General features: G+C 63.8%; 10 protein-coding genes. 7 read left to right on the top strand and 3 right to left on the bottom strand.

Annotated elements, in window-relative coordinates:
• Nucleotides 1-546 precede the first annotated feature (546 nt).
• The 7 genes from FIV42_RS14610 to FIV42_RS14640 all read left to right on the top strand — a co-directional run bounded on the left by FIV42_RS14610 (nucleotide 547) and on the right by FIV42_RS14640 (nucleotide 11687).
• On the top strand, nucleotides 547-1779 hold the full coding sequence (locus FIV42_RS14610; RefSeq protein WP_168210655.1) for an HAD family hydrolase: 1233 nt from the start codon (nucleotides 547-549) through the stop codon (nucleotides 1777-1779).
• Nucleotides 1780-1997: 218 nt separating this feature from the next.
• Nucleotides 1998-5732: a beta strand repeat-containing protein gene (locus tag FIV42_RS14615; RefSeq protein ID WP_141198405.1), complete on the top strand. Its 3735-nt coding sequence runs from the start codon at nucleotides 1998-2000 to the stop codon at nucleotides 5730-5732.
• 213 nt (nucleotides 5733-5945) lie between these two features.
• On the top strand, nucleotides 5946-6845 hold the full coding sequence (gene deoC, locus FIV42_RS14620) for a deoxyribose-phosphate aldolase (RefSeq protein WP_141198406.1): 900 nt from the start codon (nucleotides 5946-5948) through the stop codon (nucleotides 6843-6845).
• Nucleotides 6846-7024: 179 nt separating this feature from the next.
• On the top strand, nucleotides 7025-8482 hold the full coding sequence (locus FIV42_RS14625) for an aldehyde dehydrogenase family protein (protein WP_390619661.1): 1458 nt from the start codon (nucleotides 7025-7027) through the stop codon (nucleotides 8480-8482).
• Between the two features lie 289 nt (nucleotides 8483-8771).
• The gene (locus tag FIV42_RS14630; protein ID WP_141198407.1) at nucleotides 8772-9650 is read left to right on the top strand and encodes an aldehyde dehydrogenase family protein; all 879 of its coding nucleotides are present in this window, start codon (nucleotides 8772-8774) and stop codon (nucleotides 9648-9650) included.
• Nucleotides 9651-9949: 299 nt separating this feature from the next.
• Complete coding sequence (locus FIV42_RS14635) at nucleotides 9950-11296, top strand: AMP-binding protein (RefSeq protein WP_141198408.1); 1347 nt, start codon at nucleotides 9950-9952, stop codon at nucleotides 11294-11296.
• Nucleotides 11297-11435: 139 nt separating this feature from the next.
• Complete coding sequence (locus FIV42_RS14640; RefSeq protein WP_141198409.1) at nucleotides 11436-11687, top strand: hypothetical protein; 252 nt, start codon at nucleotides 11436-11438, stop codon at nucleotides 11685-11687.
• A 265-nt stretch (nucleotides 11688-11952) separates the two neighbouring features.
• Here FIV42_RS14640 and FIV42_RS14645 read toward each other — a convergent pair whose 3' ends face one another.
• The 3 genes from FIV42_RS14645 to FIV42_RS14655 all read right to left on the bottom strand — a co-directional run bounded on the left by FIV42_RS14645 (nucleotide 11953) and on the right by FIV42_RS14655 (nucleotide 15009).
• On the bottom strand, nucleotides 11953-12552 hold the full coding sequence (locus tag FIV42_RS14645) for a CDP-alcohol phosphatidyltransferase family protein (RefSeq protein ID WP_141201335.1): 600 nt from the start codon (nucleotides 12550-12552) through the stop codon (nucleotides 11953-11955).
• 101 nt (nucleotides 12553-12653) lie between these two features.
• On the bottom strand, nucleotides 12654-14180 hold the full coding sequence (locus FIV42_RS14650; RefSeq protein ID WP_141198410.1) for a hypothetical protein: 1527 nt from the start codon (nucleotides 14178-14180) through the stop codon (nucleotides 12654-12656).
• Between the two features lie 67 nt (nucleotides 14181-14247).
• Nucleotides 14248-15009, bottom strand: coding sequence for a crotonase/enoyl-CoA hydratase family protein (locus FIV42_RS14655; protein ID WP_141198411.1), 762 nt, complete (start codon nucleotides 15007-15009; stop codon nucleotides 14248-14250).
• Nucleotides 15010-15083: the final 74 nt, after the last annotated feature.

A 15083-nucleotide genomic window follows, 5' to 3' on the forward strand; every position in this document is an offset into this window, starting at 1 on the left:
CCGGTCGAGCTCAGTTGATTGAGCTCACTCCGACTCAAAAGGCCGCCCGGACACCACCGGGCGGCCTTTTGCCGTCTGTCACATGCTCTCGGGCATCGTCGGGCCGAGTGGAGCCGACCCAAAAACGCGCGCGAGCATGGGGCCGGCCGGTTCGACCTGGCGTTGGAGCGCGTTCGAGCACTCGACCGGGGAGGGTACCTTCGCGCTGGAGTGCGTTCGGGCATGTATCGGGCAGGTTGAACTGAGAAATTGGCGCGTTCGAGCACTCGACCCGTCAGGGTAACCTCGCCGAGAGGTGCTCCGACGCGTTTTTGCGTCAGGTCGAAGTCGTTTCGAAGGGCTCGAACGCGTTCGACGGCCAAGGTGACCTCCCAAAAGAGTGCGTTCGAGCATTTCTCGGGGAGGGTACCCTCCCTCAGGAGGCCGTCTGAACGGGGTGCCCTCCTCGTTGTCACAGAGATGTCACGGCAAACGCCGCTGCGAAACGGGCCATCGATGATACGTTCGGGCCGTAGAGCTTGCTTCTTTCTTGCAGGAGGTAGATGGATGGATGTCGAACGTGTTGTTGCTGTCGTCGTGGCCGGGCTCGGGATCTCGCTGGCCCTCGGAGGTTGTGCGTCGCCGAGTCAGACGGCGCCCGAAGATGAGAAACCGATGAATGAGAAGCCCGCAGCCGATCGAGCCGCCGAACACACTGAAGCGCGCCTGCTCGACCCGAACGTCGACGGCTGGACCGACGCCAACCGCGCCGCGATCAACGCCATGCTCGCCGAGCAGGCCGCCAAGCTTGCCAATCGGAGCGCCGGCGAGCGCGTCGTCGCGGTGTTCGACTGGGACAACACCGTCATCAAAAACGACGTGGGCGACGCCACCATGGAGTGGATGATCGACCACAACCTCATCGCCCAACCGCCGGCCAAAGATTGGTCGAAGACGAACCCCGCCTTGACCGAGGCGGCCACCGCGGCCCTGTCGGCGGCCTGCGACGCCGCCGGCGAGCCCGGCGAGTGGCTGCAGACGGCGGGCGAAGACGGGCCGAACGCGTGTGGCCGAGAGATCTGGTCGATCTATTCGACGAGCCAGACCACCGGCGGCGATGCGGCCTGGACCGACGAGATGACCGAGACGATCAACCAACCCTACGCCTGGGTCGCGCAACTGCAGGCGGGGCACACGCCCGACGAGGTGCGCGCGTTTGCCACCGAAGCCTTCGAGGAGCGCCTCGAGGCGCCCGTCGACAGCGGTCGCTATATCCGCATCTACGAGCCGATGCGCGATCTCATCGGCGCGCTGCAGGCCAACGGCGTCGAGGTGTGGGTCGTCACCGCCTCGCCGCAATACGTCGTCGACCCGATCGCCGAGCGTGCCGGCGTGCCCGGCGAGCGCGTCATCGGCATCCGAAACGTGCTGGCCGACGGCAAGCTCACCTACGGCTTCCAGGGCTGCGGCCCCGCCGCCGACAACAACACCACGATGATGACCTACGACGTAGGCAAGCGCTGCTGGATCAACAAAGAGATCTTCGAGCTCCCGGCCGACGCGCAGATGAGCATTCCCGAAGACGCCTCCAGGCGGCCGGTCTTCGTCGCCGGCGACTCCGACACCGACATCGGCATGCTCGTCGACGCCACCGACCTGCGGCTGGTCATCGATCGCCACAAAGGCGGCGTGATGTGCCTGGCCACGGCCAACGGAGACGGCACCTGGCTCATCCAGCCGATGTTCATCGAGCCGAAGGCGCAGCGCTCGGCGGCCTACCAATGCAGCGAGGCGGACTGACGGGGGCCGCTCCGGCGACCGATGCACTTGCTCCCAGCGCTTTCTACTCCCTCGGCGGTAAAATAGTTGGGTGAGCTTGAAATCTGGGACTACTTAGTGTCTGATGCGCGCACAAATCGAAAAAATTGATTTTTTGGCGTAGCCTTTCAGGCATTTTTTTCAAAGAGATAGGTGAGTGTATCGTGAAGAAGAGATATTTACGGCGGATTTGTATTGCCTTGGCTTTGGCACAAGCCGCCGCGTTTGGCGCAGCTTGTAGCGACGATGGCACCGGCGGGACCGGGGTCAATAACGGCACCTTGGAGCCGGGAACCGAGCTTGTGACCTTGGGTGAGGTGAGCGGGACGACCAGTGAGATGGGCGGCCAGGCCAGCTTCGATGTGGTGCTGGCCGTACAGCCCACGGCCGATGTCGTCATAAGCCTCGCCTCGAATGATCCCGAGGAGGGCCAGGCCGACGTCTCCTCGCTCACCTTCACTCCGGAAAACTGGGACGCGCCGCAGACGGTTACGGTGACCGGCCAAGACGACGATGTGGCCGACGGCGACCAGACCTACGCGATCGTGGTCGAGTCGCTCGAGACCGACGACAGCCGCTTCGACATCTTCGAGAAGGTCGAGATCGAGCTGACCAACGTAGACGACGAGACGGCAGGCTTCACGGTCACCGACCCCGACGGCGACACCACCGAGGCCGGTGGACAGGCGAGCTTCACGGTCGTCTTGAACTCGCAGCCGACTGCCGACGTGACGCTGGAGCTCGCGTCGAGCAATCCTGAAGAAGGCACGATCGATAAGTCGACGCTGACCTTCACCGCGGATAACTGGAACGCCCCGCAGACGGTCACCGCCACCGGCCAAGACGATGACGTCGCCGACGGAAACCAGCTCTACGAGGTGGTCTTCGGCGAGACGACCAGCGACGATGAAGAGTACGCAGCCATCGCGCCGGACGCCGTCGAGCTGACCAACGTCGACGACGAGACGGCCGGCTTCACCGTCAGCGACCCCACAGGTGACACCACCGAGGCAGGCGAGCAGGCGAGCTTTACGGTCGTCTTGAACTCGCAGCCGACCGCCGACGTGACGCTGACCCTCGGGTCGAGCGACCCCGACGAGGGCACAGTCGACGTCTCTTCGCTGACGTTTACGCCGGACAACTGGAACGCCCCGCAGACGGTCACCGCGACCGGCCAGGACGATGACGTCGCCGACGGAAACCAGCTCTATGAGGTGGTCTTTAGCGAGACGATCAGTGATGACGCCGACTACGCGGCGATCGTGCCCGACAGCGTCGAGCTGACCAACGTCGACGACGAGACGCCCGGGATTTCGGTGAATCAGGTCAGCAGCTCCACCAGTGAAGCCGGCGGCCAGGCCACGTTCACCGTGGTGCTCAACTCCAAGCCGTTCGACGACGTCACGGTCAACTTCGACACCAGTGACGCCGGCGAGGGCACGGTCGACCAGACCAGCCTGACGTTCACCGACCAGAACTGGAACGCCCCGCAGACGGTCACGTTGACCGGTCAAGACGACGACTATGCCGACGGCGACCAGCCGTACAACGTGGTCTTCTCGGCCACGACGAGCAACGACGCGGCTTACGCAGCGATCACCCCGCAGAACGTGGCGGTGACCAACACCGACGACGACTCGGCGGGCATCACCGTCAGCCCGATCAGCGGCAACACCACCGAAGCCGGCGGCCAGGCCACGTTCACCGTGGTGCTCAACTCCGAGCCCTTCGACGACGTCACCGTCAACTTCGGCTCGTACAACACCCGTGAAGGCACGGTCGGCCAGTCCAGCCTGACGTTCACCGACCAGAACTGGAACGCGCCGCAGACAGTCACCGTCACCGGCCAGGACGACGACGTGGCCGACGGCGACCAGCCATATGTGATTGCATTCGCGGCGACGACGAGCACCGACGCGGCCTACGCGGCGATCACCCCGCAGAGCGTGGCGGTGACCAACACCGACGACGACTCGGCGGGCATCACCGTCAGCCCGATCAGCGGCAATACCAGCGAGTCCGGCGGCCAGGCCACATTCACCGTGGTGCTCAACTCCGAGCCGTTCGACGACGTCACCGTCAGCTTCGATTCGAGCGACACAGGCGAGGGTACGGTCGGCCAGTCCAGCCTGACCTTCACGGACCAGAACTGGAACGCGCCGCAGACGGTCACGTTGACCGGCCAGAACGACGACTACGCCGACGGCGACCAGCCGTACAATGTGGTCTTCTCGGCCACGACGAGCAACGACGCGGCCTATGCGGCGATCACCCCGCAGAACGTGGCGGTGACCAACACCGACGACGACTCGGCGGGTATTTCGGTCACCGTGGTGGACGCTAGCTCCGACGAGGCCGGCGCGCTGGCTGAATTTATGGTCGTGCTCAACTCGCGCCCGTTCGACGACGTCACCGTCAACTTCGACTCGAGCGATACCAGCGAGGGCATCGTCTCGCGGACGAGCTTGACGTTCACCGACCAGAACTGGAACGCCCCCCAGACGGTCACCGTGGCCGGACAAGATGATAACTTGGATGACGGCGACCAGCCCTACAACGTGGTCTTCTCGGCCACGACGAGCAACGACGCGGCCTATGCGGCGATCACCCCGCAAAATGTGGCGTTGACGAACACCGATGATGACTCCGCTGGCGTAACGGTCAGCATCAGCGCCGCGACGAGCACCGAAGACGGCGGCGCGGCGACCTTCTCGGTCGTGCTCAACTCCGAGCCGTTCGACGATGTGACCTTCAACTTCGCCACCAGCGATGCTACCGAGGGTGTGCCGACCGCCAACAGCCTGACGTTCACCTCGGCAAACTGGAACGCGCCGCAAAATATCGTCGTCCAGGGCCAGGACGACGACTTGGCCGACGGCGACCAGCCGTACGCCATCACGTTCGGGGCGACGACGAGCAACGACGCGGCTTACGCGGCGATCTCGCCCCAAAATGTGTCGCTGACGAATACCGACAACGATACCGCTGGTATCGAGGTGAGTGCGATATCGGGTGACACGACCGAGGCGGGGGGCCAGGCCACGTTCACCGTGGTGCTTCGCTCGCAGCCCTTCGATGACGTGACCGTCAACTTCGGCTCCACCGACCCGGGCGAGGGTCAGGTGGGCACGTCGAGCTTGACCTTCACCGACGCCAACTGGAGCACCCCTCAGGTCGTGACCGTGACGGGTCAAGACGACTTCGTCGCTGACGGCGCTCAACCGTATGCGATCACATTCAGCGCGACGACGAGCAGTGACGCGGCTTACGCGGCGATCACTCCGGCGAATGTGTCGGTGACCAACACCGACGACGACACCGCCGGCATCTCCGTTACCCCGCTGACGGGCAACACTTCCGAGGCTGGCGGGCAAGCTACTTTCGACGTCGTACTCAACTCCGAGCCCACCGGCGACGTCACGCTGACCTACGCGGTCAGCGACAGCAGCGAAGGAAGTGTCTCGCCTGCGTCGTTGACGTTCACCCCCGCCAATTGGAATACCCCCCAGACCATTCAGGTCACCGGTGTGGACGACAACCTGTCAGACGGCAACCAGTCTTACACGCTCGACTTCAACGCCTCGTCGAGCACGGATGGTAACTACGACGGCCTCGTGCCGGCCCAACGGTCCCTCAGCAATGTCGATAATGAGGTAGCGGTGGGGACCACCGGCACGACTGGACGCATCTCGGGAGCTGAGTGGATTGTCTGTCGCGCCGATAGCAGCACAGCCTGGGTCGCGGCGAATAGTGGAGGCGTGTACAACCCGACCGTCGCCTGCCAATCGTTGGGATATTCAGGCGCCGACGCATGGGGGGGAACTTGCGGCACCGTGTGCGGTTATTGCGGCCAACAGGGCAACGAGTATTACGACGGCGGTGGCGGTGACGCCACTTACCTGACCTTCACCGTCCATTGGAGGTGCACACAATAAGCGCTGCGCGCGTTCATAGGACGCTGTGACAGAGCGGCCGCCCGGTTTTTGCCGGGCGGCTTTTTTTGTGCGCCGCTCCGGAGATTATCGAAAGTCTGTCAGCTTGCCCCAAAACCCACGGACCCGGCCAAAGGCCCGCCTTGCCACACTACCCAACCTGCACTAACCTGCGCGGCGTCCGCTTCCACGAAAACCGTGACCACGACGCTAATTATGTCAGATACTTACCAAACGCCGCGCGTGCCGCCGATCGACCAGGTCGGAATCGAGGAGCGCGCGGGTCGCTTCAAGACGCGCAGCATCAAGAAGGCGGCCAAGAAGGCCGGCCTGAACTTGGCCATCACGATGGTCGATTTGACCACGCTGGCCGGCATGGACACCCCCGGCAAAGTGCGCATGTTGTGCCGCAAAGCGCGGCTGCCCAGCCAGACGCTGGACACCCCGAAGGTCGCCGCCGTCTGTGTCTACCCGAGCATGGTGCCGATCGCCGTCGAGGAGCTCGAGGGCACCGGCATCAATATCGCGTCGGTCGCCACCTACTTTCCCAGCGGCCAGTCCTCGCTCGAGGGGCGCCTCGCCGACACCAGAGAGGCCGTCGAGGCGGGCGCCAACGAGATCGACATGGTCATCAACCGCGGCGCGTTTTTGGCCGGCGAGTACGTGCGGGTCTTTGATGAGATCTGCGCGGTGCGAGAGGCCTGCGGCGACGCCCACCTCAAGGTGATCTTGGAGACCGGCGAGCTCGAGACCTACGACAACGTGCGTCTGGCCAGCCAGATCGCCATCGACGCCGGGGCGCATTTCATCAAGACGTCGACCGGCAAGGTCAAGCCGGCGGCGACGATGCCCGTGACGCTCGTCATGCTGCAGACCATCCGCGACCACTTCTTGAAGACCGGCGAGATGGTCGGCATGAAGCCGGCCGGCGGCATCCGCGACGCCAAGCTCGCCCTTCGTTACCTGGCGATGGTCAAAGAGACGCTGGGCGACGCCTGGCTGTCGAACGAATGGTTCCGCTTTGGCGCCTCGTCGCTCCTGAATGACCTGCTCATGCAGCTCGAGAAGCTCGAGAGCGGTCGCTATCACTCCAGCCGTTACCTGAGCATCAGCTAAAGGCAGCAAAGAAGCGAAAAAGTAAGAGAGCAAAAGAGTAAAGGCTCAATAAAATTGGCCGCATCTGCTTCCTCTTCTCTTTTACTTTTTTACTTTTTTACTTTTTTACTTTTTGCTTGTTTGCTTGTTTGCTTTTTGCTCCCAATCATCCGGAGGATGATGTGAACAAACCATCCGACATGAAAGACCTGCTCTTCGGCGACATGTGGGGCTACGATCCGGCGCCGCAGGGCACCGACTTCGTCGAGCTCGACGAGCGTTACGGCCACTTCATCGACGGCGAATTCGTCATCCCCGAGGAGAGCGAGTTCTTCCCGTCGATCAACCCGGCGACCGAAGAGCCCATCGCGCAGGTGGCCGCGGCGACCGAAGAGACGGTCGACAAAGCCGTCCAAGCCGCGCGCAAGGCCTACGAGAAGTACTGGAAGAAGACCAAACCGGCCGAGCGCGCCAAGTACATCTACCGCATCGCGCGGATGATGCAGGAGAAGGCGCGCGAGCTGGCCGTCGTCGAGACGATGGACGGCGGCAAGCCCATTCGCGAGTCGCGCGACGTCGACGTGCCCCTGGCCGCGGCGCATTTCTTCCACTACGCCGGCTGGGCCGACAAGCTCGAGTACGCCTTCCCGGGCGCGCAGGTCTCGCCCATCGGCGTGGCCGGCCAGATCATCCCGTGGAACTTCCCGCTGCTCATGGCTGCCTGGAAGATCGCCCCGGCGCTGGCCACCGGCAACACGATCGTCATCAAGCCCGCCGAGACGACGCCGCTGACGGCGATGCTCCTGGCCGAGATCATCCAGGAGGCCGACCTGCCGCCGGGCGTGGTCAACTTCGTCAACGGCGCAGGCGCCACCGGCGCGGCGATCGTCAACCACGACGACGTCGACAAGATCGCCTTCACCGGCTCGACCGCCGTCGGCAAGCTCATCCAGCGCCAGCTGGCGGGCACCGACAAGCGTTTGACGCTCGAGCTGGGCGGCAAGGGCGCCAACATCATCTTCGACGACGCCCCCATCGACCAAGCCGTCGAGGGCATCGTCAACGGCATCTTCTTCAACCAGGGCCACGTCTGCTGCGCCGGCTCGCGGCTACTCGTCCAAGAGAACATCCACGACGAGGTCATCGACAAGCTCAAGCGACGCATGTCGACGCTTCGGGTGGGCGACCCGCTCGACAAGAACACCGACATCGGCGCGATCAACTCGCTCGAGCAGCTCAACCGCATCCAGGAGCTCATCGGCGCGGGCATGGAAGAGGGCGCCCAGATGCACCAGCCCGACTGCGACGTGCCCGAGACCGGCTACTTCTTGCAGCCGACGATCTTCACCGACGTCACCCCGTCGCACCGCATCGCCCAAGAAGAAATCTTCGGGCCGGTCCTGTCGGTGCTGACCTTCCGCACCCCCGACGAGGCGATCGAGAAGGCCAACAACACCTTCTACGGACTCGCCAACGGCATCTGGACCGACAAGGGCAGCAAGCTGTTCCGCGTGGCCGGCGCGCTCAAATCGGGCGTGGTGTGGGGCAACACCTACAACAAGTTCGACCCGGCGAGCCCGTTCGGCGGCTACAAAGAGAGCGGGTTTGGGCGTGAAGGTGGGCGGCATGGGCTCATGCCGTATTTGAAGCTTTCGTAGGCGTTGCTTCAGAAAGCGAGGCGTAGCAATGCGGCGCCCCCCATCCGTCTGGCGCGGTTGCGGAAAGCGAGGCGTAGCAATGCGGCGCCCCCCATCCGCCTCGCGCTAAACTACGCGCTCGGCAACACCCGCAAGCGGGTACCCGCCCAGGGGAAGGGGTGCTGTTGCGGAAAGCTACGTGGTTCGGGCGCGCAAGGACATCCCTTCCCCTCGGGGAAGGTGCCCGTAGCGAAGCGAAGGGCGGATGGGGGGCGACAGAAATCATGGAGACTCAATCGGAGCTTCGAGCATGACCAAGAAGAGATTGTCGGTCCTCAAAACCTACAAACTGTACATCAACGGCAAATACCCCCGCACCGAAAGTGGGCGTTACCTGACCGTCAAAGATCACAAAGGAGGCTTCGTGGCCAATATCTGCCATGCCTCGAGAAAGGACTTTCGTGAGTCGGTCGTCGCCGCCCGCGGGGCGCTCGGCGGCTGGTCGGGCCGCACCGCCTTCAACCGCGGCCAGATCTTGTACCGCATGGCCGAGATGATGGAGACGCGCCGGCGCGACTTCGAAGCCGCGCTGGTCGACATCGCCGGCTACTCGGCCGAAGACGCCGAGGCCGAGGTCGACGCCGCCGTCGACCGCCTGGTGTGGTACGCCGGCTGGTCGGACAAGTTCACCCAGGTCTTCGGGTCGACCAACCCGGTCAGCTCGCCGCACTTCAACTTCACCACCCCCGAGCCGACAGGCGTCATCACGGTCTTCTCGCCCAAGAACGCTCCGCTGCTGGGCCTGGTCTCGGCGGTCGCGCCGGTGATCGTGGCGGGCAACACGGCGGTGCTCATCGTCGAGAACGACGCGCCCACCGTGGCCATCGACTTCGCCGAGGTGCTCAACAACAGTGATCTTCCGGGCGGGGTGATCAATATCCTGACCGGCAAGCGCGACGAACTTCTGGGCCACGTCGCCGGCCACAAGGACGTCGACGGCGTACTTTGCTTCGGGCCGACGGCCGAGCAGAAGAAAGAGATCGCCCTCGAGGCGGCCGACACGGTCAAGCGGGTCAAGTTCTACGACGACCCCGACGCCAAAGGCTGGCGCGCCGACGACCAGCAGAGCCCGTATCGCATCATGCCCTTCGTCGAGTTCAAGACGGCGTGGCATCCGATCGGGGCGTAGGTGTCTCAGAAAGCAAGGCGTAGCTTTTTGGCGCCCCCCATCCGCCTTGCGCGAACCGACCACGTAGCTTTTCGCAGGGTAATCCCTTACCCCTCGGGGAAGGTGCCCGTAGCGAAGCGAAGGGCGGATGGGGGGCACCGCATTGCTACGCCTTACGTCTTGCAACATTGCCTTCCCTCCCCACGATCCTACGATTTTTCGTAGGCCACATACCCACAACTTGCATGGAATTTATCCGCCGCCCGTAGCGCTCAAGAACCTAGAGGCTTGCAATACGTCCCCACGCCCACGTCTGGAAAATGCACAACTTCCCCACCCATTTTTGGCGCAAATTCCAAGACTACAAAGACCTGACCGCGCTGGCCACGGTCGACGAGCGCGGCAAGGTAGTCGAGGAGACGTATTGGGAGTGGACGCGTCGTGTACAACGGCTGGCCATTGCGCTGATGGACGCCGGCTTCGAGCCGGGTACGCGTATGGGCATGGTCGCTCCGAGCGGGCGCGAGTGGATCGACCTGGCGTTTGCGACCTGGCTGGTGGGCGGCTGCCTGGTGCCGATTCGTCCCGACCGCCAGCGCAGCACCACCTTGCGGGCGCTGGCGCGCACTGGCGCCGAGTGGATCGTGGTGCGTGATGCCGACGAGTGGGAGTACCTGCGCGGCAAGAATGGCAAGCTGCCGCCACATCTGCATTGGATCGCGCTCGAAGACAGCGCCGATTGGCCCGAGGCGTCCAGGTTTCACTCCCTCGAGGGGCTCGACGGGCACGGTCGCTCGCTGGCGGTGCGCGGGCGAGTCGACGACCTGGCCGAGGTGATCTACGGCGTCGATCGCGACCAGCCGACGCTGGTCTTGTTCGACGCCAAGCTGGGCGACGACCCGCACGGGGCCTTCTTCACCGGCGAGAGCGTCGGGGAGATGCTCGAGTTGCTGGGCGACGATCTCCAACTTAGGGACCACGATCGCCTGGCGACGACCCTCGAGTACGGCGTCTTCTCGTCGTGGCTGCTCACCGCCGCCACGCTGTTGCAGGGCTGCCAGGTCGCCACCGCCTCATCGAAGGGCGTGCTGCGCGCCAACCTGAACAAGCTTCTGCCCACCCGTCTCGTCTGCGGCCCGGCCTTCTTGGACGATCGCGCCAACCGTCTGCGTGACGAGATCGAAGAGTCCACCGAAGTGCTGCAGGCCGACGGTGGCGCCGCCGGTGGGCTGACCGGACTCCTGGGGCGTGTGAGCAAGGAGGCCGCCCGCCGGCTCTTCTTCGACCCGCTCAGCCGCCAATTCGGCGGCAAGCTCGACACCGTCTACCTGATCGGCGGAAGCCTCTCCGACGAAGTCACCGACGTCATCGATCGCACCGATCTCACCTTGTTGGGCGTCTGGGGCACGCCCGAGTGCGGGATCAGCCACATCGAGCGGCCCGGCGCGCGACGCCGGGGTTCGGTGGGACGCCCCGTGCAGGGCTACGCCTGCAAGATCGACGGCGCCAAGCGCGGCGAGCCCGGCGAGATCTTGATCCGCTCCGAGGTGCTCTTCGAGGGCTATTGGGATGGCGACGGGCCACGCACCGTCGACGCCAAGGGATGGCTGCATACCGGCACGCGCGGTCGCATCGAGAGCGGGTACTTGTACCTCCTTCCCGACTGATACCTGCCATTTCCTGCCCAGTTCCCTTGCCATTGCTCAATTCGGGGTTTACAACTAGCCTCGACTTCCGCAGAATAGCGGCGGTTTAGACCGGGCGGATTCGCCCCTGTACGTAGAAGAGTTTTTGAGGTTGAGAACAATGGCTGACAAGCACGAAGAGCACGAAGGACCGATCCACCAGGCTGGCTGGGTTTTCTATCTCACCGTCGCCGTTTGTTACGCGGTGCTGGCCCTGGTCATGTTCGCCAAATGGTCGGCCGATAGTGCCGAGATCGCCGACATCGTCAACGTCTTCGCCATCCAAGCGGGCGTGCTCGCGGCGTTCATCGCAGTGTTCGGCGGCACCCTCTACCTCGCTAACAAGCTCGTCGGCGCCACCAGCGGCGATTGACGGCAGCGAAAGAGCGAAAGAGTAAAGAAGCGAAAGAGTAAAGAAGCGAAAGAGTAAAGAAGCGAAAGAGTAAAGAAGTAAAAAAGTGAAAGAGCAACAACGGGCATTAGGCTCGCTGTTGCTCTTTTGCTTTTTCGCTCTTTTGCTTTTTCGCTCTTTCGCTTCTTCGCTCTTTCGCTTCTTCGCTCTCTTGCTTCTTCGCTCTTTTGCTTCTTCGCTCTTTTGCTTCTTCGCTCTTTTGCTTTTTCGCTCTTCTACCCGCTGCTCACGGCTTCGGGATTTTGAGCGTGCCGCTGATCATCGCGCAACCGCTCAAAAAGTACATCGTCGACAGCGGGTGCCAGCCCATGCCCAGGATCTCGACCGAGCCGAACCAGAAGTTGGCGCCGACCGCGCCCTGCGAGAACGCGATGACGAGGACGATCACCAGCACGATGCTCGTCGGGATCGGGGTGCCCTCGTAGTACTTGACCTTGCCGGAGGTCTCCTCGGTGAGTTCGGCTGCGGTGGCGTTGTAGCGGGCCAGACGGCTGATGCCGCAGGCGACGAAGAAGATGAGCACCGCCATGTCGAGTCCGCCGCGCATGCCCAGCGCCCACGCCAGGACCGCCGGGGCGACGCCGAACGACACGATATCGGATAGGCTGTCGAGGTCGGGGCCGAGCATCGACTGCGCGCGGCGCCAGCGGGCCACGTAGCCGTCGAAGAAGTCCAAGATCAGCGCCACGGGCAGCAGGGCGAACGACACCCACAGATAGCCCACCTCGTGCTCGGAGGCGTAGCTGAGCGCCAAGAAGATCGACGCGGTGCCACAGCTGGCGTTGCCCAGCGTGATCAGGTCGGCCAGCGAGAACTCGCGCAGCATCGAGAAGCGTCTTTTCTTCGCCTTTTCGCTTTCGGTGAGGGTGTTCGTCGGTGATTGCGCTGATTCTGGAGTGGTCTCGGACATAAGCCGTCCCGGTCAAATTAACTACGACTGACCTCGGCGGGGGCAGCCTGTTCGAACTCCATCTCGAAGACCTCGCCGCCGAGCTCGCGCGACAGGCGCCGATCGAATTCCTCCATCTCAGCGTCGTCGAGGCTCTTCTCTTCCTCGTCGGACGAGAAGACCGTCTTGCCGAAGACGACCTCGTTGGCCGCCGACTCGCGCGCGTCTTCGCCGGCCTCGAGCTCCTCGGCCACGCGCGGAAAGCGAAAGACGGTGATCCCATCGTCGGTCACTTCAATATCACCATCATAACCCACGAGGAAGCCATCTTGAAACTTCTCGGGCACTGACGAGTCGGGCACCTGGCGAGCTTCGCCGTCGCGGGCCGACTGGAAGACGATCGACAGCGCGTCGCGACGCTCGTTCTCGACGGCAGCCTGCTGCTTGCGCTTGTTGTGGGAGAACTTCCGAAGCAGCGGGATCGCAAAGAAGAGCGTGCTGAAGACGAAAGGCACCCAGCCGAGCGCAATCTGTGCTCCCAGCGGCAAGCCGATGACTGCAAAGAGGATAAACGCCGACATGGCCAAGTTAAAGCCGTTGAGCACCGAGATCCAGGTGTTCGACGAGCCCTTGTTGCTCGTGAAATCGGGCACGGAGACCTTGCGCTGCCAGATGGGCGGCAGGTCTTCGTAGCTGTCTCCCTCTTCGGCGGTGACCACCAATTCGTCGAAGCGGTAGACGAGCACGCCGTCGTCGCTGACGTCGACGTCGCCGTTGAACCTCACGATGCTCGCGGTGAGCGCGTTTTCGGCTTCCTGGAGGGTCTGGCCGGTGCGCGAGGCCCACTCGGCGGCGGTGATGCGCCCGTTTCGGCTGCGCACGAACTGCGCGAATGCGCGCTCCGGGCCCAGCGGGTCGGTCTTGGCTTCTTCGGGGCCGAACAAGTAGTGGAAAATCTTCTGGTAAAACGGCTTCGACGGCTTTTTGCGCTCACGCTCGCCCATGCCCCCGAAGAGGCCGCGTCGGCGTCCGTAGCCGCGCCCGTAGCCGCGGTCGTAGCGAGGTCCGCTGAAGATATTCCACCAGAACATGAACTCGAGAAAGCGCGCCACGAGCAGAAACGGCAGGATGCCGATCTGGCCGCCGCCGTCGCGGTCGTCCGACTGCATGCTCGCCGCAAAGCCGGCGATGCCGACGGCGACCAGAAGCAGCACGAAGAGCACGGTGTAGCCGACGAGCATGACCATCGTCCACACCTTGAAGAAGGCGACGAACGCCTTCCACAGCCCCTGCTTGAAGCTGCGCCAGGCCTTGCCAGGCTGGGCGCCGCGGCGCTGGAACTTCGGGTCGAACCGGTAGCGAAGGTTGCCCTCGTCGTCGACGTCGAGGTGGCTCTTGTACAGCGTGAGCATGTGCCGAAGCGCCATCTCGGTCTGGTCGTAACCCAGCCCAGTGTCCGCGGCCACGTCGCCGGCGGTGGCAACCCCGTCGCGCTTTTTGAGGCTGCCGAGGATGCGCTCCTCGACCTTGTGGTTGAGTTGGATGTCGTTGGACGTTTCGGTCATATGGACTGCTCGACGTTAACTGTTGGGTGTTCGCGTCGAAGATAAACAAATGTCATTAGATTGAAATTCAGTCTTCGAAGCTCCCACCACGCCCAGCCCCTTCTGCAAACCGCGTTGCCCCCTCGCGCGCCCCGGCGTCGAGCGACTCCAGCCCCCGCCGGAACTCGTTGGCCATCGCCTCGTCGAGCGTCATGCCGAATTGCTCGTAGGCCGACAGCCGGTCGTTATTCATGCACACCTGCGGGAAGTCGGCGATACGCCGGGCGAGCGCCTCGGCGGCTTCGCGAGAGGTGCCGGAGGGGACGACGCGGTTGACGAGTCCCATCTGCAGCGCCTCGTCGGCCTCGACCGGCCGGCCGGTCACGATCAGATCGAGCGCGCGGCTCAGGCCGATGAGCCTGGGCAGCCGCACGGTGCCTCCGTCGATGAGCGGGACGCCCCAGCGCCGGCAAAAGACGCCCAGAATGGCGTCCTCGTCGGCCACGCGCAGGTCGCACCACAGGGCGAGCTCGAGCCCGCCGGCGACCGCGTGACCCGCGATGGAGGCGATGACCGGTTTGTTAAGGAGCATGCGCGACGGCCCCATGGGCCCGTCGCCGTCCGGGGCGAGTCGGTTGGGGTTGCCCTCGGAGAACGCCTTGAGGTCGGCGCCCGAGCAAAACGTGCCGTGCTCGCCGTGCAACACGGCCACGCGCGCCTCGTCGTCGGCCTCGAACGCGCGAAACGCGTCCGCCAGCGCCTCGGCGGTCTGCCGGTCCACGGCATTGCGGCGCTCCTTGCGGTCGAGCACCACGGTCCAAATTTGCCCATTCTTCTCTACATCAACCATTCGATCCTCATTTGGGCAAGGGGCTCCTCCCTGCGGCGTCTAGCCGGGGGAGGTGCCGAGCGCAAGCTGCTGCA

It is taken from the genome of Persicimonas caeni (assembly GCF_006517175.1).
GTDB lineage: Bacteria > Myxococcota_A > Bradymonadia > Bradymonadales > Bradymonadaceae > Persicimonas > Persicimonas caeni.